This is a genomic window from Roseburia lenta, from assembly GCF_014287435.1.
Taxonomy (GTDB): domain Bacteria; phylum Bacillota; class Clostridia; order Lachnospirales; family Lachnospiraceae; genus Pararoseburia; species Pararoseburia lenta.
In genome coordinates this window covers 550,575-570,147 of sequence record NZ_JACOPG010000002.1, presented here as the reverse complement: position 1 = coordinate 570,147, position 19,573 = coordinate 550,575, and the positions used below count along the sequence as shown (strand labels likewise).

At 46.2% G+C, this 19,573-nt stretch carries 23 protein-coding genes; 21 read left to right on the top strand and 2 right to left on the bottom strand.

The annotated features are described in order from the left end of the window. Positions 1-18: 18 nt before the first annotated feature. The 5 genes from H8R94_RS06720 to H8R94_RS06700 all read left to right on the top strand — a co-directional run bounded on the left by H8R94_RS06720 (position 19) and on the right by H8R94_RS06700 (position 5,903). The gene (locus tag H8R94_RS06720; RefSeq protein WP_118280554.1) at positions 19-1,131 is read left to right on the top strand and encodes an ABC transporter ATP-binding protein; all 1,113 of its coding nucleotides are present in this window, start codon (positions 19-21) and stop codon (positions 1,129-1,131) included. Between the two features lie 151 nt (positions 1,132-1,282). Beyond that, a complete protein-coding gene (locus H8R94_RS06715; RefSeq protein ID WP_186854209.1) occupies positions 1,283-3,340 on the top strand; it encodes a DHH family phosphoesterase in 2,058 nt (685 codons plus the stop codon). Then, positions 3,337-3,783 (top strand): 50S ribosomal protein L9, encoded by a 447-nt coding sequence (gene rplI / locus H8R94_RS06710; RefSeq protein ID WP_118280552.1) that lies wholly within the window; start codon positions 3,337-3,339, stop codon positions 3,781-3,783. The genes H8R94_RS06715 and rplI overlap by 4 nt, the downstream gene beginning before the upstream one ends. A 1-nt stretch (position 3,784) precedes the next feature. Further along, the gene (gene dnaB / locus H8R94_RS06705; protein ID WP_118534980.1) at positions 3,785-5,122 is read left to right on the top strand and encodes a replicative DNA helicase; all 1,338 of its coding nucleotides are present in this window, start codon (positions 3,785-3,787) and stop codon (positions 5,120-5,122) included. Between the two features lie 106 nt (positions 5,123-5,228). Beyond that, positions 5,229-5,903, top strand: coding sequence for a helix-turn-helix domain-containing protein (locus tag H8R94_RS06700; RefSeq protein WP_186854208.1), 675 nt, complete (start codon positions 5,229-5,231; stop codon positions 5,901-5,903). 58 nt (positions 5,904-5,961) lie between these two features. Here H8R94_RS06700 and H8R94_RS06695 read toward each other — a convergent pair whose 3' ends face one another. Continuing rightward, entirely contained in the window at positions 5,962-6,168 is a 207-nt protein-coding gene (locus H8R94_RS06695; protein ID WP_118280549.1) for a DUF1858 domain-containing protein, read from the bottom strand. A 168-nt stretch (positions 6,169-6,336) separates the two neighbouring features. Between H8R94_RS06695 and H8R94_RS06690 the strand changes: the two genes are divergently transcribed. Further along, on the top strand, positions 6,337-6,507 hold the full coding sequence (locus H8R94_RS06690; RefSeq protein WP_118280548.1) for a DUF362 domain-containing protein: 171 nt from the start codon (positions 6,337-6,339) through the stop codon (positions 6,505-6,507). A 138-nt stretch (positions 6,508-6,645) separates the two neighbouring features. Here H8R94_RS06690 and H8R94_RS06685 read toward each other — a convergent pair whose 3' ends face one another. Then, positions 6,646-7,398 (bottom strand): adaptor protein MecA, encoded by a 753-nt coding sequence (locus tag H8R94_RS06685; protein ID WP_118280547.1) that lies wholly within the window; start codon positions 7,396-7,398, stop codon positions 6,646-6,648. Between the two features lie 209 nt (positions 7,399-7,607). Here H8R94_RS06685 and H8R94_RS06680 point away from each other — a divergent pair, with 209 nt between their 5' ends. The 15 genes from H8R94_RS06680 (at position 7,608) to atpG (ending at position 19,556) form a co-directional block, all read left to right on the top strand. Beyond that, the gene (locus H8R94_RS06680; RefSeq protein ID WP_186854207.1) at positions 7,608-8,912 is read left to right on the top strand and encodes a serine/threonine protein kinase; all 1,305 of its coding nucleotides are present in this window, start codon (positions 7,608-7,610) and stop codon (positions 8,910-8,912) included. Next, positions 8,905-9,480, top strand: coding sequence for a hypothetical protein (locus H8R94_RS06675; RefSeq protein WP_118534985.1), 576 nt, complete (start codon positions 8,905-8,907; stop codon positions 9,478-9,480). The genes H8R94_RS06680 and H8R94_RS06675 overlap by 8 nt, the downstream gene beginning before the upstream one ends. A 238-nt stretch (positions 9,481-9,718) precedes the next feature. Continuing rightward, positions 9,719-11,476 (top strand): glycosyl hydrolase family 18 protein, encoded by a 1,758-nt coding sequence (locus tag H8R94_RS06670; RefSeq protein ID WP_186854206.1) that lies wholly within the window; start codon positions 9,719-9,721, stop codon positions 11,474-11,476. Positions 11,477-11,546: 70 nt separating this feature from the next. Further along, complete coding sequence (locus H8R94_RS06665; protein ID WP_186854205.1) at positions 11,547-12,239, top strand: N-acetylmuramoyl-L-alanine amidase; 693 nt, start codon at positions 11,547-11,549, stop codon at positions 12,237-12,239. A 44-nt stretch (positions 12,240-12,283) separates the two neighbouring features. After that, the gene (locus H8R94_RS06660; protein ID WP_186854204.1) at positions 12,284-13,333 is read left to right on the top strand and encodes an L-threonylcarbamoyladenylate synthase; all 1,050 of its coding nucleotides are present in this window, start codon (positions 12,284-12,286) and stop codon (positions 13,331-13,333) included. A gap of 27 nt (positions 13,334-13,360) precedes the next feature. Continuing rightward, positions 13,361-13,837, top strand: a complete 477-nt coding sequence (locus H8R94_RS06655; protein WP_186854203.1) for an arsenate reductase/protein-tyrosine-phosphatase family protein — start codon at positions 13,361-13,363, stop codon at positions 13,835-13,837. Further along, positions 13,830-14,315 carry a deoxycytidylate deaminase gene (locus H8R94_RS06650; protein ID WP_118280540.1) on the top strand — a complete coding sequence of 162 codons (486 nt, stop codon included), beginning with the start codon at positions 13,830-13,832 and terminating at the stop codon, positions 14,313-14,315. The genes H8R94_RS06655 and H8R94_RS06650 overlap by 8 nt, the downstream gene beginning before the upstream one ends. 15 nt (positions 14,316-14,330) lie before the next feature. Continuing rightward, on the top strand, positions 14,331-14,630 hold the full coding sequence (locus H8R94_RS06645) for an AtpZ/AtpI family protein (RefSeq protein WP_243238470.1): 300 nt from the start codon (positions 14,331-14,333) through the stop codon (positions 14,628-14,630). Then, positions 14,602-15,039 (top strand): hypothetical protein, encoded by a 438-nt coding sequence (locus tag H8R94_RS06640; RefSeq protein ID WP_118280539.1) that lies wholly within the window; start codon positions 14,602-14,604, stop codon positions 15,037-15,039. The genes H8R94_RS06645 and H8R94_RS06640 overlap by 29 nt, the downstream gene beginning before the upstream one ends. Before the next feature lie 14 nt (positions 15,040-15,053). After that, positions 15,054-15,773, top strand: coding sequence for a F0F1 ATP synthase subunit A (atpB, locus tag H8R94_RS06635; protein ID WP_118280538.1), 720 nt, complete (start codon positions 15,054-15,056; stop codon positions 15,771-15,773). A gap of 29 nt (positions 15,774-15,802) precedes the next feature. Then, complete coding sequence (locus H8R94_RS06630) at positions 15,803-16,060, top strand: ATP synthase Fo subunit C (RefSeq protein WP_118280537.1); 258 nt, start codon at positions 15,803-15,805, stop codon at positions 16,058-16,060. Positions 16,061-16,108: 48 nt separating this feature from the next. Beyond that, positions 16,109-16,624, top strand: coding sequence for a F0F1 ATP synthase subunit B (gene atpF / locus H8R94_RS06625; protein WP_118280536.1), 516 nt, complete (start codon positions 16,109-16,111; stop codon positions 16,622-16,624). Then, the gene (gene atpH, locus H8R94_RS06620; protein ID WP_178010173.1) at positions 16,612-17,178 is read left to right on the top strand and encodes an ATP synthase F1 subunit delta; all 567 of its coding nucleotides are present in this window, start codon (positions 16,612-16,614) and stop codon (positions 17,176-17,178) included. The genes atpF and atpH overlap by 13 nt, the downstream gene beginning before the upstream one ends. Then, positions 17,175-18,680, top strand: coding sequence for a F0F1 ATP synthase subunit alpha (gene atpA / locus H8R94_RS06615; protein WP_118280534.1), 1,506 nt, complete (start codon positions 17,175-17,177; stop codon positions 18,678-18,680). Before atpH ends, atpA begins: the two co-directional genes overlap by 4 nt. Positions 18,681-18,698: 18 nt before the next feature. After that, positions 18,699-19,556: an ATP synthase F1 subunit gamma gene (atpG, locus tag H8R94_RS06610; RefSeq protein WP_186854202.1), complete on the top strand. Its 858-nt coding sequence runs from the start codon at positions 18,699-18,701 to the stop codon at positions 19,554-19,556. The last annotated feature ends 17 nt before the right edge of the window (positions 19,557-19,573 follow it).

Genomic DNA, 19,573 nt, shown 5'->3' with positions numbered 1-19,573 from the left:
TGAAGAGAGGTTTTTATTATGGCAAGCATTTCATTAAAGAACATCAACAAAGTATATCCAAATGGATTCCATGCGGTTAAGGATTTCAACCTTGATATCGAGGACAAGGAATTTATCATTTTCGTAGGACCATCTGGATGTGGTAAGTCTACTACCCTTCGTATGGTAGCAGGTCTTGAGGATATTTCCAGCGGTGATCTTTTGATCGACGGCAAGCGTATGAATGACGTAGAGCCAAAGGATCGTGATATTGCAATGGTATTCCAGAACTACGCTTTGTATCCACATATGACCGTATATGACAACATGGCATTCGGCCTGAAACTTCGTAAATTACCAAAGGCTGAGATCGATCAAAAGGTTCGTGAAGCAGCCAAGATCCTGGATCTGGAAGGTCTCTTAGACCGTAAGCCAAAGGCTCTTTCCGGTGGACAGCGTCAGCGTGTTGCCATGGGTCGTGCGATCGTTCGTAATCCTAAGGTATTCCTTATGGATGAGCCACTCTCCAACCTGGATGCAAAACTGCGTGTGCAGATGAGAATTGAGATCTCTAAATTACATGAGAAATTAGGCGCAACCATCATCTACGTTACACATGATCAGACCGAGGCTATGACACTTGGTACCAGAATCGTTGTTATGAAGGATGGTGTTGTTCAACAGATCGATACACCACACAACTTATACAATAAGCCACAGAACTTGTTCGTTGCAGGATTTATCGGATCTCCACAGATGAACTTCATGGATGCTAAGATCGCTGTCAATGGTGAGACTGTTACAGCACAGGTGGGAGATGCTAACATCACAGTTCCGGCTGGAAAGGCAAAGGCTTTGATCGAAGGCGGATATGACGGCAAGACCGTAGTTCTCGGTATCCGTCCGGAGGATATCCATGATTCCCAGATGTTCATTGAAGCATCACCAAACAGCGTGATCGAAGCAAAGATCCGTGTATATGAATTACTTGGTGCAGAAGTTTTCCTGTATTTCGATTATGCAGGCACACAGGTTACAGCCCGTGTAGATCCAAGAACGACTGCAAAGCAGGGCGATCATATCAAGTTTGCGCTTGATATGGAGCATGCACATTTCTTTGATAAGGAAACAGAATTAGTGATTACTAACTAATCTTTTTCTTATATATCTTCCTATCTTATATGATGATACCCTCGGAGCGATCCGGGGGTATTATTATTCTACCCACAAACATAAAAAGTGTGTTATACTATAGAACAAAGCATCATGCCATAGGTGGCTGATACAGATAAGGGAGAATATTATGGAGACAATAAAATATACCGGCAAATTGCAGCGATACTTTCGGGCACCGATCTATATGATCATCTTGTTTGTTGCCGGGGATGTCCTGGTCTACCTGCAAAATATCAAGGCGGGGGCATTGGTTTCGGTCTGCATCATCATTTATGCAGCCATTGCCCTTTGGTACTACCGTACCTGTGCTGCGAGGCTGAATGAGGAGATTATCCATTTTGCGACGCATTATGGGACGGTGCAAAAGGAACTGCTGAACAAGTTTCAGATTCCTTATGCACTTATGGATTACACAGGCAAGGTCTTGTGGGTCAACGAAGAATTCGCGCGCGTGACCGGCAGGGACAAGCATTACAACAAGTCCATTACTTCTATCTTTAAGGAGATCACCCGTGAGGAGATCCAGAAAGCGGTCAATAACAATTTTTACGTGGAACTGGAATTTGGCGACCGCAAGTATGCGGCAGATATGCAGCGCCTGCAATTCAATGAAGACCAAGATGCGGATGCCATGGAGATCATGACAGAGGCAGACAATTTCAATTCTCTGATCGCACTTCTCCTGTTTGACCAGACAGAACTGGATTACTACAAAGAAGAAAACGAAAAGCAGAAATTGGTCGTCGCTTTAGTGCATATTGACAATTATGAGGAAGTCTTTGATTCGATCGAGGAAGTCAAGCGCTCTTTGCTCACGGCGATCATTGATCGAAAGGTCAATAAGTATTTCCAGAATGTAGATGCTATTGTCCGTAAACTTGACCGAGATAAGTTTATGGTACTCTTCCAGCAGCAGTATCTGGCAAAGTTGGAGGAGGACAAATTCTCCATTCTGGAGGATATCAAGTCGACCAAGGCAGGTAATGAACTGGAGATCACACTGAGTATGGGCTTTGGTATCGGTGGCAATTCCTATGTGCAGAATGCAGAGTTTGCCCGTGTAGCGATCGATCTTGCCTTAGGACGTGGCGGATCGCAGGCAGTTATCAAGAATAATGGCGATGTCTCATACTATGGTGTGCGTGGTAAGGAGATCGAGCGAAATACCCGTGTCAAGGCGCGTGTCAAAGCACAGGCTCTGCGTGAGATCATGGAGACCAGAGAGCAGATCATCATTATGGGTCATCCGATCGCTGATGTCGATTCCTTTGGTGCGGCAGTCGGTCTGTATTGCGCGGCGCGTGAAATCCGAAAGAATGCAAGGATCGTCTTAAATACCGTGACAAGTTCCCTGCGCCCACTGGTCGAGTCTTTCTCAGAGGAAGCAGGCTATCCGGCGGATATGTTTATCAATTCCGAGCAGGCAGAGGAAATGGCAGACGCACAGACGCTTGTGATCGTCGTTGATACCAATCGTCCGAGTTATACGGACTGTTCGCGGCTTTTGGAGATCAGCAAGTCCATCGTTGTATTTGACCACCATAGACAGGGAAGTGAACAGGTCGTCAATCCAATCCTTTCCTATATTGAGCCGTATGCATCTTCTGCATGTGAAATGATCGCGGAGGTTTTACAGTATTTTTCCGAAAAAGTACATTTGAAATCAAACGAGGCAGATTGTATCTATGCCGGTATTTTGATCGATACCAACAACTTTATGACAAAGACAGGTGTGCGTACCTTTGAGGCTGCGGCATATCTGCGTCGCTGCGGTGCCGAGGTTACCCGTGTGCGAAAACTTTTGCGTGAGGATATGGCAGCCTATAAGGCGAGAGCCGAGATCATCCGCCATGCCGAGGTTTACCGGGGGCTCTTTGCAATCTCCATCTGTGAATCGCAGGAGTTGGAAAGCCCTACCGTTGTAGGAGCCAAGGCAGCCAACGAACTTTTGAATATCGTAGGCATCAAGGCATCTTTTGTACTGACGGAGTTCCAGCACAAGATCTATGTGAGTTCCCGTTCGATCGATGAGATCGACGTACAGCAGATCATGGAGCGTCTGGGCGGCGGCGGTCATCTGAATGTCGCAGGTGCACAGATCGAAAATGCCAGCGTGGAAGAAGTCAAACGCAGAATCGAAGATATTCTGGATATTATGATAGATGAAGGAGAGATCAAACTATGAAAGTGATTTTATTACAGGATGTTAAGTCTCTTGGAAAAAAGGGAGAGATCGTCAATGTAAGTGAGGGCTATGCCCGCAATATGCTTTTGCCGAAAAAGTTAGGCGTAGAAGCAAACAATAAAAATTTGAATGATCTGAAATTACAGAACCAGCATGCCGATAAAGTAGCACAGGAAAATCTGGAAGCGGCACAGGCAATGGCAAAGAAGATCGAGGACTGGCTGGTTGAGACCAAGATCAAGACAGGCGAAGGCGGAAGAACTTTTGGCTCCGTTTCTTCCAAGGAGATCTGCGCGGCAGTCAAGAGCCAGTACAATGAGACGATCGACAAGAAAAAGGTGCATTTGGAAGAACCGATCCGTGCGCAGGGCACCTATGAGGTCAAAGTAAAATTGCATCCACAGGTAACAGCAGTGATGCGCGTACACGTATCAGGAGAGTAGCATGGAAGAAGCACTGATCAAAAGAACAATGCCTAATAGTCTGGAGTCCGAACAGTCAGTTGTCGGCTCCATGATTATGGATCGTGATGCGATCCTGACGGCATCTGAAATTTTGACAAAGGATGATTTCTATCATCAGCAGTATGGCGTCTTGTTTGAAGCCATTGTAGAACTTTATAATAGCGGACAGCCGGTGGATCTGGTCACCTTGCAGAATAAGTTGCGGGAAAAGGATGTGCCGCCGGAAGTGGCAAGCCTGGAATATATCAGTGATCTGGTCGCAGCCGTGCCGGTGACGGTCAATGTGGCATCCTATGCCCAGATCGTCAAGGACAAAGCTCTGCTCCGTCAGATCATCAAGGTCAATCAGGAGATTGAAAACGATTGCTATAACGGCAAGGAGAGCGTGACGGAGATCTTGGAAAAGACAGAGCACGATATTTTTGCCTTAGTACAAAATCATGGAAATTCCGAGTATGTCCCGATCCGGCAGGTCGTTATGAATGCCATCCACAAGATCGAGCAGGCATCCAAGCAGAAGGGAACGGTTACCGGTATCCCGACCGGATTTATCGATCTGGATTATCAGACCGCCGGATTGCAGCCGTCCGATCTGATCTTGATCGCGGCGCGTCCTTCTATGGGTAAGACGGCGTTTGTTTTGAACCTGGCACAGTATGTTGCCTTTCACGAGGATCTGTGTACCGCCATATTTTCACTGGAAATGTCAAAGGAACAGTTGGTAAACCGTCTGTTCTCTTTGGAATCCCGCGTGGATGCACAGAAACTGCGTACCGGTAATCTGCAGGAGTCTGAGTGGGAAAAATTGATCGAGGGTGCTGGTATCATCGGTAATTCCCATTTGATCATTGATGATACGCCTGGTATCAGCATTTCGGAACTCCGCAGTAAGTGCCGTAAATACAAGATGGATCAGGATCTGCGTCTGATCATCATTGACTACCTGCAGTTGATGAGCGGTTCCGGTCGTTCGGAATCCAGACAGCAGGAGATTTCTGAGATTTCAAGATCCTTAAAGGCGCTTGCCAGAGAACTGAATGTGCCGGTCATTGCCCTGTCGCAGTTATCCCGTGCGGTGGAACAGCGTCCGGATCACAGACCTATGCTTTCGGATCTGCGTGAATCCGGAGCTATCGAGCAGGATGCCGATGTGGTAATGTTCATTTATCGTGATGATTATTATAATAAGGATACCGAACTCAAAAACATTTCAGAGATCATTGTAGCCAAGCAAAGAAACGGCCCGATCGGTACGATCAATCTGGCATGGTTGCCGGAATACACGAAGTTTGGCAATTTAGATCATACCCAGCAGTAAGATGTCGAAATCTTACGATTAGATTTGCTTGTCCGCCTTTCTGTAAGCGTTTATACTGGAATTATACATAGAAGAGAGCAGTATACATACAGGAAGGACTGGTTTTTTGGAAAAGGCACGTTATATGATCTCGGATGCGGCGCGCATGGTGGCATTGGAACAACATGTGCTGCGCTACTGGGAAGATGAACTGCAGTTGGATATCCCGCGCAATGAGATGGGGCATCGTTACTATACAGATGAGAACATCAAGGAAATTCTTCGTATCAAAGACCTGCGGGAAAAGGGCTATCAACTCAAAGCCATTCGCATGTATCTGAAAAAGGAAAAGCGCAACGAGGAAAAGGAGCAGGAAGCCAGAAAGAACCACGTGGACATTGATGGATTTGTCACCTTGACCTCTTCTAAAGACCTGGGGCTGGGAGAAGATATGGATGCTGAGCCTGTCGCAGATGCGGCATCGGATCCGATACATCCGGTCAGCCGGCGGGAAGACAGTCAGGTGTCTGCAGAAGCGCAGCAACAGGCACGCATCAAGATCGAGCAGTTTCAAAAACTGATGACAGAGATCGTGGCAAATGCCATGCGTGAGAATAATGACGCGCTGACGACCCATGTGGAAGAGCGCATTTTAAAAGAAATGAATTATCTGATGCAGGAGCATTATCAGTTGGAAGAAGATCATTATAAGAAATTGGACGAAGTTATCCGCAGCAGCCTAAAGCGCAAGCGGAACCGTGGTGTTAAGTGGCTGCTTCCGACAAAGAAATCAGAAAAATAGAGAAAATAAAAGGGCGGCGCCATGAGAGATCATAGCGTCGCCTCTTTGTGCTTACTGATTAGCCCTGTGCTTCTAAGAAGTTGTTGATCTCGTCTACCAACATATCAGGGTCAATACCGTGTACCATAGCAGCCTGCTCGATAGTCTCCATCTGAGATGATGGGCATCCCAAACAGTGCATGCCGATATTTAATAAAATTGGTGCTACATTCTCATCGATCTGTAACAATTCACCAATCATAGTTGACTTATTTACTCTAGCCATGATCCTTATCCTCCTTATTTTTGATGGTGTTATTATAATGCCTTTTTTTGCCTTTTGCAATTCCTAATCTTGTTTTTAAATAAGAACTTGTCTTTTTAAAATAATTGATTTATTATGTGGTTACAGCAGAGAGCTGAATAAACAACAAGGTGATTGGAGGAATTTATAATGGCATACGTAATTTCTGATTCATGTGTAAGTTGTGGAACATGCGAACCTGAATGTCCAGTAGGTGCTATCTCTCAGGGAGACAGCCAGTTCGAAATCGATGGATCTGCTTGTGTTGAATGTGGCACATGCGCAGGTGTTTGTCCTACAGGTGCTATCTCTCAGGAGTAATCCTTAGATAGTTACATAACACAGACAAAGCAAAAGGCGTCCGCGTAAGCGGGCGTCTTTTTTGGGTTCTATGAAGCAGTCTACGCAACATAGATAAAAAGAAAAGGTGGTGAATCAAAGATCCATCACCTTTTGCATTTACAGTTTCGCTAACATACCAAGAGCATCGTCCGGGATGATCAAGGTGTAGTGTTCTTTGAAGTAAGCATCCTGTCCGACAGAAAAATCTGCCTGTGAACCATACTCGGTCAGGATATTGCAGGCCTTGTTGAAATCTTCCGGTGTGTGATCGCTCTTGCTGATGATCAGATAGAAAACATCATCCGAAGGACTCTTGTATAAGGAGTTGCGTCCATGGTAAAAATCACCAAGGACATGTGACAGGCGGATCATATCATCAAGGGATGAGAATACAAACAACTTGGTGATGTCGACCGGTACGGAGATCTGGCTGGCATCCGGCAGACTGGCATCTGCGGACTTGCCGATACGGGCTGCGGCTTCTTTTGCCTTGGAAAAGAGGGACAAAATATCGTCTGCCGCGGTTGGCGGATGTGGCATGGCGTCATCATAAGAATCCATGTCAAAATCATCCGAATCCATATCCTCTGAAAAATGAGAGAACCGGGTATCCAGTTCCTCAGGGTATTCCACCTTGGTCACTATCAATAAAATGGAGTCAGCGGTAAGTGGAACGGCCTCGATCATCAGAGGAATGTCCTCCGCATCAAAGCCGAATTCGTAAGAGGCTTTCTCCATCATCTCGCGAAAAAGAGATTTGGCTTTCTCTGTGCCATAAGCGAGTTCACTTAATTTTAAGTGCCTGCTATCGAGATCTTCTCTGGTAAGGGTGCAGCGAATCTGGTTATCGTTTACTTTTTCAATTTTCATAAGATCACATCCTTTACAGAAAATTAGGTAAACTTATACCTATACACATTATAAACAATGAAAAATACAAAGTAAAGAAAGCAAAGTATTAAAAATGTCTAAAAATGTTAAAAAAGTATAAACAATGTAGAAATGTCTTGCGTTTCAAAAAGGAATTTGCTATAAAATATGCAAGAGATGCTTTTCCGGTTCTAGGGAGGAGCATATGAATGTCATATTTTCTATCTGATCGCTACGAGACGCAGGACGTTTTGTATGAGACGTCGCATACGCGGGTAGTGCTTGTCAGAGCATTAGATACCGGTGATTTACATGTTATCAAGGGTATTAGAAAGGACCCGACTACACCGGAACATTTTTTTCTTGAAGCAAGTCTGCTACAGGATCTGAGTCATCCTGGAATTCCCATTCTACTTGAAACAGAAGAAGATGAATCATATTTCTATATCGTAGAAGAATATATTTATGGAGATTCCTTAGATCAGTATTTGCTTTATCATCAAAACATTTCCCAGGATACATTTTTACAATTTGCCATGCAGTTATGTGAGATCATAAGATATCTGCATACGCATGATCCATATCCTATTTTACATTTGGATCTGAAGCCGGATCATATTATAGTATGTGGCAATCAGTTGAAATTAATCGACTTTGGCAATGCAAAGATTCTTACCAGTTCGGGAAATGATTTCCAAAATTTTGGAACAAAAAAATATGCTGCACCGGAGCAAAAGCATGGTGGTGCGGTGGATCAAAGAACCGATATATACGGTCTGGGCAAAATCTTTTCTTATATGCTTTTATTTTTGCCAATGCAAAAACGTTTGCGGTTCCTTGGACTTGTCACCCGGATGCTCCGTTATGACAAAGGCAGGCGCATCGCAGACATAAGTCGCGTGCAGGATCATCTGCAAAGGGTGTGGCAGAAAAACAAAAAAGAAAAGAAGAACAAAAAGCATCTCTTAAATCGTATCGCTGTTGTAGGAAGTGAGAGTGGTGTGGGGGCGACACACGTGGCTGTGGCACTGGTCTGTTATTTGAACCGGGCGGGGTTTTACGCGTATTATAGGAATGAAACAGAAGCGCCGACACTCGAACGCATGCTGCAATACAATATGGCTTGTATAGGACAGGATGGAATGATATATCACGAATTTTTCCGGGGCTATCTGGATGATGGACCGGCACTCGCCAAGGGCGAACCTCCCTATGGGATACAGGTCATAGACTGTGGATGCAGGACAGACGTCACGGCAGGTGCGACTATCTATGTCTGTAGTGGCAGAGTCTGGCAGAGACAAGAAAAGGTATTGGCGGAAAATATGATCCTCGTGGGAAATCATTTCTCACGGCAGGAAGCCGGGCAGTATGCAAGGGTGCAAAAGAAACGTATGTATTTGTTTCCATGGCAGAAAAATCCGTTTCATACGACACTGGCGGTACAAAGACTTTTTTCAAAAATGATAGAGAGGGAGTTGTTATGTGAAAAAAAGAAGCAGGCAGATGCCTAAAAAAGTAATGGGGTTCTTTGGCACAAGGGAGGGAGCGGGCTGTACGCATATGGCGCTGAGCGTAGCAAATTATCTGCACTCAGTGGAAAAGTGGGAGGTAATGTACTTGGAATTGGGGGATTTCAGTCATTTATATCCCATGTTTTCGGACCGAGTCGTAGAGAAAAGCGGCGATATCCTCTATGCCTATCAAGGGGTATTCTATCTGATCTGTCCCAAGGAGAAAGAGGCTTTACGCCTATTGGATGCTTTCGACGGGATGATGGTCATTGACTTTGGCAGATTCGCAAAGGAAAATCCACTTTTGGAAAGCAGATGTCAGCGCAGAGTTCTTATGGGCGGCTTACAGCCATGGGAACGCGAGGCTTATGCGACATGTATTGAAAAAAATAAAAAGAAAAGCGACATGGCGCAAATGGAATACTATAGCAGGCATGTAAATAGAAAGTCGCAGGTCTCATTTGCAAAAGAAAACGGCGTGTGGGTCAGACCCATGCCGGACATAGCAGATCCTTTTTCGTTGGAGGAAAAAGATATTTACTATTTGAAACAGTGGTTACAGAAGTGATCACACAAGAAGGAGGAGGTAAAGCACCGAACGAATAAGCAAATGACAAAATGTTGTTATCCTTATGTTTGAAAGGAAACAAGAATGCTAATACAGTAAACACGAAAAAAGATGAGGGCGTATCTGATAAAGAGGTGCGCCCTATTTGTTATGTGGCTTTTCTTGGCAGATGACATAGCACGACAAGATGTGCTATAATGAATGCAAATTTGCACACAAATGACCATTGGAGGGTAGAATGGACAAAAGAGATAGAAGAAAAGCGGGCGGCGGCAGCCGGAAGCATGAGCGAAAGAACCAGCAGATACCGAATCATATTTATCTGCTCGCAATCGCCTTTCTACTTTTGGTCGTCGTGGGGATGATCTTTGTTATCCGCAGATACACGCCGACCAAGGAGCATATGAGTCTGAGCGATTACTTTACTTTGACCGAGGAAAATCAGGCAGCCGTTATCTTAAATGGCGAATATAAAGAAGTCTCGGACAGCGATGATGCGATCTATGCCATTGCGACAGACCAGGGCGTTTATCTGGAGATCAGTTTCTTAAAATCCAATCTGGATGACGGCTATGTTTACGATACGACGGAGGGAGTCCTGCGTTATGTGACAGATCAGGATGTGGTCTCTGCTTCCTTAAACAGTGATGCCTACACGGTAGGAAAGTCCAGAGAATCTCTGGGCAAAGACGTTGTTGTTTCACAAAATGGCGCTTACTTTGTGTCAGCGGATTTTGTCAAATTATATACCGATATGTCCTTTGAACTTTTTGACAGTCCAAACCGCGTCGTGATCGAGACGGCAGGCTATGAGAAAAAGGTTGCAAGCCTCAAACGTGATGCGGCACTGCGCCGTTTCGGCGGAGTCAAGAGCAAGATCTTAAAGGATGCGAAAAAGGGCGATCAGTTGACGATCTTGGAAAACTATGGCAAATGGAGCCATGTGCTGACAGAGGATGGTGTTCTGGCTTGTGTCCAGAACAGGCGCTTATCCAAGTCGGAAAAGCAGACGGTAGAGGCGACGCTGCCGGAGCGTACTTACAATCATATCACCGTCAAGGATCCTATCGTTATGGGCTGGCATCAGGTGACATCCCAGTCTGCCAACAGCGGCGTGTCACAGGTGGTGGCTGGCACAGACCTCAATGTCATTTCACCGACCTGGTTCTCGCTCAGCGACAATCTGGGCAATATCAAGAGTCTTGCCAGCAGCGATTATGTGACTTATTGCCACCAGAACAACATTCAGGTATGGGGCTTAGTCAGCAATCTGGAAAATAAAAATGTCGACACGACAACGGTACTGAATACGACCTCCTACCGGGATAGTCTGGTCAACAACCTGATCACACAGGCGATTTCCTATGATCTGGACGGTATCAATGTCGATATGGAGGCGCTCAGTGTTTCTGCCAAGGATGGCTATATTGAGTTTATCAAGGAATTGTCCATCAAGTGCGAAAAGAATGACATTATCTTATCGGTAGACAACTATGTGCCTTCCGCATCCACTGCTTTTTATAATAGAAGCGTGCAGGCAGACTATGCAGATTATATTGCGGTCATGGCATATGATGAGCATTATGTCGGTGGTGATGAGGCGGGATCCGTCGCATCCATCGGTTTTGTGGAAAAAGGTGTAGCGGATACTCTGGAAGAAGTACCGGCAGATCAGATCATCTTAGGCATGCCTTTCTATGCCAGAGTGTGGGCGCAGTCCGATAGCGGTCTGACCAGTTCGGCATACGGTATGGAAGATATGCAGTCTTTCCTCAATCGCAATCAGGCAACGAGCACCTGGTCAGAGGAAGCAGGTCAGTATTATGCCGAATTTACGGAAGGTGACACGACCTATATGGCATGGATCGAGGATGCGACTTCACTTTCCAAGAAGTTAGACGTCATGAAAGAAAATAAACTGGCAGGTGCATCCTTCTGGAAACTTGGCTTCGAGACAAAGGATACCTGGCAGACAATAAAGACTTACTTTAAATAAAGCCAAACAGACTGTCATTACATATTTCTATTTTTGACACCATATATTATAAAAAACACGTGGTGATCTTATGAAACGAGAAATAGAAATGGTGATGGCAGTCTTTTTTATTGCGATCAGTCTCTTAGCAAGTGTCTGGGGCGTGTCGGTCGTTTCTGCAAAAAAGACGGCAAGCCACCTGAAAGTAGTGATCGACCCGGGGCATGGCGGCAGTGATCCGGGTAAAGTGGCGGTGGACGGATCTCTGGAAAAAGACATCAATCTGGCAATCGCACAGAAACTGGGGGCATATCTGGAAAAGCAGGGCGTGGAGGTCTATTACACAAGGGAGAGTGACTGCGAACTCTGCACCGAGTCCGGGGGCAGCAAAAAGGCAAAAGATTTACAAAAGCGCTGTCAGATCGTAGAAAATGTAGACCCGGATGTGACCATCAGCATCCACCAGAATTCTTATAGCGATGCCGGGATCTCCGGCGCGCAGGTCTTTTATTACAGTACCTCAGAAAAGAGCAGGCTCTTGGCGGAGCAGTTACAGGAGAAACTGATATCCATGGTCGATCCGACCAACCACAGGGCAGCCAAGGCAAACGATTCCTATTATATGCTGCGTAAGACCGTCAGTCCGACCGTGATCGTGGAATGTGGTTTTTTAAGCAATGAGAAGGAGTGTAAGAAACTACAGGAAGAAAAGTATCAGGACAAGATCGTGGAGGCGGTCTATCAGGGAATTGTGACATTTGCACAGATGCAGGAGAGCAACTAGCGTTTTTAGTTGTGTAATTTACGAAAAGTGTTATAATGAGGACTATGAAAACGAAAGTATTTGTGGCTAGAGACAATCAGATAGAAGAAGCGGAACTCAAGGAAGCCTCTGCGGTCATTCGTAGCGGCGGCTTAGTCGCCTTTCCTACGGAAACGGTATATGGATTGGGCGGTGATGCGACAAATCCGGAGGCTTCCCGCAAGATATATGCAGCAAAGGGTCGTCCGTCGGATAACCCTTTGATTGTTCATATAGCAGATTTTTCACAGTTGGAAGATATCGTGGCAGAGGTGCCACAGGAGGCGAGAGACTTAGCGGAGGCTTTTTGGCCGGGACCGCTTACCATGATCCTGCGCAAGAATGAGGTCATTCCTTATGAGACGACAGGAGGTCTGGATACGGTTGCCATCCGTATGCCGTCCCATCCGGTCGCCCGCAGGTTTTTACAGGACAGCGGTTGTATGATCGCAGCGCCGAGCGCCAACATATCCGGTCGCCCGAGCCCGACAACGGCACAGCATGTGTGGGAGGACTTACAGGGCAAGATCGAAGTCCTTTTGGATGGTGGACCGGTCGGTATCGGCATTGAGTCTACCATCGTGGATCTTTCCGAGGACCAGCCCATGATCTTACGACCGGGCTTTATTACTCAGGAGATGTTATCTCAGGTCTTGGGGCAGGTCGGTATGGATCCGGGCATTGCATCGGAAAACAGCAAGAAGCCGCCAAAGGCACCGGGCATGCGTTACCGCCATTATGCACCAAAGGCAGACCTTACCTTGGTCGAGGGACATATGGATCAGGTGATCGCAAAGATCAACGCACTGACCGGGGAGGCACAGGTCAAGGGACAGTCCGTTGGCGTATTGGCAACAGCGGAAAATCAGGATGCTTATATAGCGGATCATGTGATCGTGATCGGACAGCGGGAGGATGAAGCGGAGATCGCAAGACACCTCTTTGATGTCTTACGTCAGTTTGATACGCTTGGTGTAGATGTTATATATTCAGAGAGTTTTGCGGCTGCCGGAGTGGGACAGGCGATCATGAACCGATTGCTGAAAGCGGCAGGGCATAAACGGATTTTTGTATAAGGGAACTTTTTGGGAGAAGAAGTAACTATGGAAGAAATAAAACGTGTGATCTTTGCCGCGGGCAGTGGAACATCCCGCGCACCCATGGCGGCAGCGATCATGAAGCAGATGACGGAGGGAAAAGATATCGATGTCTTAGCAAGAGGAGTTGTCGTTTTATTCCCGGAACCGATGAATCAAAAGACGGAGGCAGTGCTGATCAGCAATGGCATTGCACCGGACAATTTTGCGGCAGAGCAGTTGACGGCAGCGGATATCGTGCCGGGTACACTGATCCTGACCATGGACGAAGCACAGCGCGTCAAGGTGATCGAGGAGATCGAGGGAGCAGATGAGGATAATACCTTTGTCTTATCGACCTATGTGGGAGATGAGATCGAGGTCGTCGATCCTTATGGGGCATCCTTACAGACCTATGGCTTATGCTTTGAAGTGCTGAAAAAGTCCATCGAAAAGTTATTGGCAAAGTTAGAGACAGATGATAAAGGGGGGCATCATGAGTGACAAAAGACAGGATTATATCAGTTGGGACGAATATTTTATGGGTGTAGCCATGTTATCGGCTATGCGGTCCAAGGATCCGCACACGCAGGTGGGAGCCTGCATTGTCAGCGACGATCATAAGATCCTATCTATGGGGTACAATGGATTTCCTATGGGATGTTCGGATGACGATTTTCCTTGGTGTCGTGAGGGAGAGCCTTACGATAACAAGTATTTTTATACGACACACAGTGAACTGAATGCCATTCTAAACTATCGTGGGGGCAGTTTGGAAGGGGCTACTTTATATGTATCACTGTTTCCTTGTAATGAGTGTGCCAAAGCCATCATACAGTCCGGCATCCGCCGTATTGTCTATGATCAGGACAAATACGAGCACACGCCTGCCGTCATGGCATCCAAGCGTATGCTGCGTGCCGCAGGGGTAGAGTTCTATAAGTATGAACATACAGGACGCGAGATCACGATCTCGTTATAGTTTTTAGGAGAAGATTTGAGAAAAAAAGAAAGCAATGAGGTGGCAAATGCTCTGGTTCTGATCGTCCAGATCGGCGTGACTATGTTAGTACCTATTTTGTTGTGTGCGATCGGTGGCGCATGGCTGGATCATAAGTTGGGAACCAGATGGATTAGTGTATTGGGGTTTATTCTAGGGGCGATAGCTGGTTTTCAGAATGTCTATCGTCTGGTCAAGAAATATCTAAAAGACACAAAATCCCCGGGTCAATTGCAAAGAGAAAAAGAAGAACAGGAAAAGGCATCATATGATCAAAGCATTAAAGAGACTGAATGAGGCTCTGCCGGGACTGCTCCTTGGCATTGCCATATATGGACTGATCGTAGAATTTGCCGGTGTGTGGTTTGTTTCCGACAAGCTGCGCTATACATCGGGCTTGTGGATCGGCATCGCCTGCGCTATGGGCATGGGAATCCATCTGGCCATGGTGATCGAGGAAGCGGTGCGCATGGGAGATACTGGAACCAAGCGCTTATCCTTTAAGTCTGTTCTGCGCTATCTGGTTGTGGTATTTGTATTTTTTATCATGATGTATTTTCACCTGGGTAATCTGGTGAGTGCATTTATAGGAGTTTTGGGGCTAAAGGTGAGTGCATATGTACAACCTTTTATGCATAAAATGATTTTTAAGGACATTGCGCCGGAAGAATCAACGAATGAACAGGAAGAGGAGGTGAAATTGTGAATGAAGCAATTCTAATGTCGGCTTCTGCTGATAACATTGACTTTATGATACATGGCTTGTTCTCATTTCAGTTATTTGGACAAGAAGTATGGATCACCACATCCCATGTATGTATTGCCATTGTTATGCTTGTGCTTGTGATCTTTTCTATTGTAGCCAATCGAAAAATAGCACATGCTACAGAAGTGCCTGATACCTTTCAGAACGTTCTGGAACTGATGGTAGAAAAATTGTCCGGTATCGTGGAAAACAACATGGGTTCCCACGCACCAAAGTTTACGAATTATATCTGTACGATCTTCGTATTTATATTGTTCAGTAACATATCCGGACTGTTTGGACTCAGACCGCCAACCGCGGACTATGGAACCACATTTGCCCTTGGTATCATTACGTTTGCACTGATTCACATCACAAAATGGAGACACCAGTCCTTCAAGAGGATCTGGGTTGACATGTGTTCTCCATTACCGCCGTGGTTTCCACTATGGCTGCCGATCAACTTGATCAGCGAGATCGCAGTGCCGATTTCCTTATCACTGCGTTTGTTTGCGAATGTATTGTCAGGAACCGTAATGATGGCCCTGGTTTACGGTCTGTTGGCGAAGATTGCATATGTCTGGCCTGCTGTATTACATGTCTATTTTGACCTGTTTTCCGGAGCCATTCAGACATACGTTTTCTGTATGCTTACCATGACATACATCACACAGTCCTATGGGGACGAAGAATAATTTATATTTCATATTAGGAGGAAAGAATTATGAATATCACAGGAGAAGATTTGATTTTAGCATGTTCCGCAATTGGTGCAGGTCTGGCAGTTATCGCCGGTATCGGACCTGGTATTGGACAGGGTATTGCAGCAGGTTACGGTGCAGCAGCCGTGGGTAGAAACCCGGGCGCACAGGGAAAGATCATGTCAACCATGTTACTTGGACAGGCAGTTGCCGAGACAACAGGTCTGTATGGACTTCTTGTTGCCATGCTCTTACTTTTCGTAAAACCATTAGTAGGCTAATGCGTGTAGTTTGGAATTTCCCGGGAAAGGAGGAACTACAGGAAAGTTATGACAAGATTATTTGACTTAGATTTTCAGTTGCTGTTTGACTCTGTTTCACTCGGCATTTCTGTCTTCTTTCTATTCCTGATCATGTCGTATTTTCTGTTCAATCCGGTAAGAAAACTCTTGCAGGATCGACAGGAAAAGATTCGTCAGGATATTGCCAGTGCGGCGCAGGATAAAGAAGACTCCGCCAAAGTCAAAGCAGAGTACGAAAAGCGTTTAAAAGATGTTGATAAAGAGGCTGAGACAATTCTTTCAGAAGCCAGACAAAAGGCGCTTAAGAACGAAGCCAAGATCATAGCGGATGCCAAAGAGGAAGCGGCACGTATTATTGCAAGAGCCGGAGAAGAAGCGGCTCTGGAGAAGAAGCGTGCAGCGGATGAGATGAAGCAGGAGATGATCTCCATCGCTTCTGTCATGGCTGGCAAGGTCGTGGCTGCCAATATAGACACCACGATTCAGAATGAATTGGTGGAAGAAACGCTAAAGGAAATGGGTGATGCTACATGGCAAAGTTAGTTTCAAATGTGTATGGTGAAGCATTGTTTGAACTGGCAATGGAGCAGGACCGTCTGGATGCCTATCTGGAGGAGAGCCAGGGAGTTCTTGATGTCCTTAGGGACAATCAGGAATTTAGTCAGATGATGACTCATCCCAACATCATAAAAGAAGAAAAATTGCAGATGGTAGAGACTGTTTTTAAGGGCAGGATTTCCGATGAGATGGTCGGGCTGATGCGGATGATCGTGGAGAAGGATCATTTTGCAAAGATGCCGGAGGTATTGACCTTCTTTATCGACAAGGCATTGGAAGAAAAGAAAATCGGGATCGCCTATGTAACGACACCGATGGAAGTTACCGATGCCCAGAAAAAGCAGATCGAGGACCGTTTGCTAGAGACCACTGCATACCAGTCATTTCGTATGCATTATGCGGTGGATGCCGACCTGATCGGCGGGATGGTAATCCGTATTGGGGATCGCGTTGTGGACAGCAGTGTGCGCACCAAGATCTCAGAACTATCGAGAGAATTATCCAAAATACAGTTGAAAGTAGGTGAAAGCGCTTCATGAATTTAAAACCAGAAGAAATCAGCTCTGTGATCAAGGAGCAAATGAAAAGATATGCAGCGCAGCTTCAAGTGGCAGACGTCGGCACCGTTATACAGGTGGCAGACGGTATTGCACGTATACATGGATTGGAAAATGCCATGCAGGGAGAACTTTTAGAGTTCCCTGGAGAAGTGTATGGTATGGTACTCAACCTCGAGGAAGACAATGTCGGTGCGGTTCTGCTTGGCAATAACCGCAATATCAATGAGGGAGATACCGTAAAGACAACAGGACGTGTAGTAGAAGTGCCGGTTGGAGATGCAATGTTAGGACGTGTCGTCAATGCGCTGGGACAGCCAATCGATGGCAAGGGACCGATCGAGACAGACAAGTTCCGACAGATCGAACGTGTGGCATCCGGCGTTATTTCCAGAAAGTCCGTTGATACCCCGTTACAGACAGGTATCAAGGCGATCGATTCCATGATCCCGATCGGACGTGGACAGAGAGAGTTGATCATTGGTGACCGTCAGACAGGTAAGACCGCCATCGCGATCGATACGATCATCAACCAAAAGGGACAGAACGTCAAATGTATTTATGTAGCCATCGGGCAAAAGGCATCTACCGTTGCTACGATCGTAAATACCTTGGAAGAATTCGGTGCTATGTCTTATACCACGGTAGTTGCATCTACCGCCAGTGAGTTGGCACCGCTACAGTATATTGCTCCGTACGCAGGATGTGCGATCGGAGAAGAATGGATGGAAAACGGAGAGGATGTGCTTGTTGTTTATGATGATTTGAGCAAGCATGCAACGGCATACCGTACCCTTTCCTTGCTGCTCCGTCGTCCACCAGGACGTGAGGCTTATCCGGGAGACGTATTCTATCTGCATTCCAGACTTTTGGAGCGTGCAGCACGTTTGAATGATTCTCTTGGCGGCGGATCACTGACAGCCCTGCCGATCATTGAGACGCAGGCGGGCGATGTATCTGCTTATATTCCGACTAATGTTATCTCGATCACAGATGGTCAGATCTATCTGGAGACCGAAGCCTTCAACGCAGGTTTCAGACCGGCGATCAATGCCGGACTTTCCGTATCCCGTGTTGGTGGTTCCGCACAGATCAAGGCGATGAAAAAGATCGCAGCCCCGATCCGTGTGGAGTTGGCACAGTACAGAGAACTGGCGTCTTTTGCACAGTTTGGTTCGGAACTCGATGCAGACACGACAGAGAAGTTGGCACAGGGTGAGCGTATCCAGGAAATGTTAAAGCAGCCGCAATACAAGCCGATGCCGGTAGAATATCAGATCATGATCATATATGCGGCAACCAAGAAATATCTTTTGGATATTCCGGTCGAGGATGTACTGCCGTTTGAGGCAGCCCTCTTTGCGTATGTGGATACCAAATATCCGGAGATACCGGAATCCATCCGCACCGAAAAAGTGCTGACAGAGGATACCGAAAAGGCGCTTATTCAGGCGATTGAGGAATGTAAGAAAAGCTATAAATAGCAAAGGCGGTGAGATGAAATGGCCTCAATGAGGGACATTAAAAGAAGAAAAACAAGTATTTCAAGTACGCAACAGATCACAAAAGCCATGAAACTTGTATCTACCGTAAAACTCCAAAAAGCCAAGAATAAGGCAGAAGAAACGACACCTTACTTCCGGTATATGTATCAGACAGTGTGTTCCATGCTGGCAAAGGCAGGGAATATCGATCATCTCTATTTGCGGGAGAGCGCGTCGGATCAAAAGGGAATCATTGTGATCACATCCAACCGTGGTCTTGCAGGCGGCTACAATTCCAATATCATCCGTCTGATCACGGGCAGTGACATCCCGCTGGAGAGCGCAAAGATCTACACAGTGGGGCGCAAGGGGCAGGAGGCTCTGGCGCGCAAAGGCTATCACATGGAGTCCGACTATTCGGATGTCATGGAGGCTCCTACTTATGAGGATGCGCAGGCGATCAGTAAGGAAGTCTTAAGTGCCTATGCAAAAGGCGAGATCGGTGAGATCTACTTAGCATATACACATTTCAAGAATACAGTCAGCCATGAGCCGACCCTGCTTCGTTTGTTACCGGTACAGGTAAAGGAAGAAGATCTTGCAGCAAATGACGCGGACCTTCTCATGAATTTTGAACCAAATGAAGAAGAGGCTCTGGATATGATCATTCCAAAGTACATTACCAGTCTGATCTACGGCGCGCTGGTTGAGGCGGTAGCCAGTGAGAACGGTGCGCGTATGCAGGCGATGGACTCAGCGACCAGCAATGCTGAGGATATGATCAACGACTTATCACTGAAATATAACCGTGCAAGACAGGGTTCCATCACACAGGAACTGACAGAGATCATTGCCGGTGCGGAAGCCATTTCCTAATCTTTACCAAGGGAGAA